Annotated in this window: 1 protein-coding gene; it reads left to right on the top strand. The window is 46.0% G+C overall.

The genetic code is table 11. The annotated features are described in order from the left end of the window. Positions 1-68: 68 nt before the first annotated feature. Positions 69-420: helix-turn-helix domain-containing protein (locus NWP14_RS27845; RefSeq protein ID WP_375216325.1), on the top strand; the 352-nt coding region annotated here is incomplete at its 3' end.

The following is a 420-nucleotide window of genomic DNA, read 5'->3' as shown; positions in this document are numbered from 1 at the left end:
TTTCTGCTGGAGACTGACCGAGAAGAATATTTTAAGAAAACGAATTCCCGTTAACTGGAGAATGAAGAATGTCTGATATTACTGTGCAACTTGAAGAGTTAATGAACCGCAAGGGCTATACACAAAGTCACGTTGCCCGCGCCATCGGTAAAAGCCCTGCGGCCATTAGCACTTTCCTGAGCGGTAAATATAACGGCGATATAAAAACGCTGCAATCATTGTTGCAGGGCTTTATTCAGCGTGAGTCTGATAAAGACCGTCTGCATCATTTGAAAATTGATTTTGTGCCGACCGTCACCGCGAAAAGTGGGCTTGAGGTCATTCGCATGGCGCATCTTGAAAATGACATCAACGTTATTTATGGCGCCGCTGGCCTGGGCAAAACGATGATGCTCAAGGAATATGCCAACCGCTATCGCG

This window comes from Klebsiella sp. C349492 (assembly GCF_042055345.1).
GTDB classification, from domain to species: Bacteria; Pseudomonadota; Gammaproteobacteria; order Enterobacterales; family Enterobacteriaceae; genus Klebsiella; species Klebsiella scottii.
This window is presented reverse-complemented; position numbering and strand designations above follow the sequence as displayed.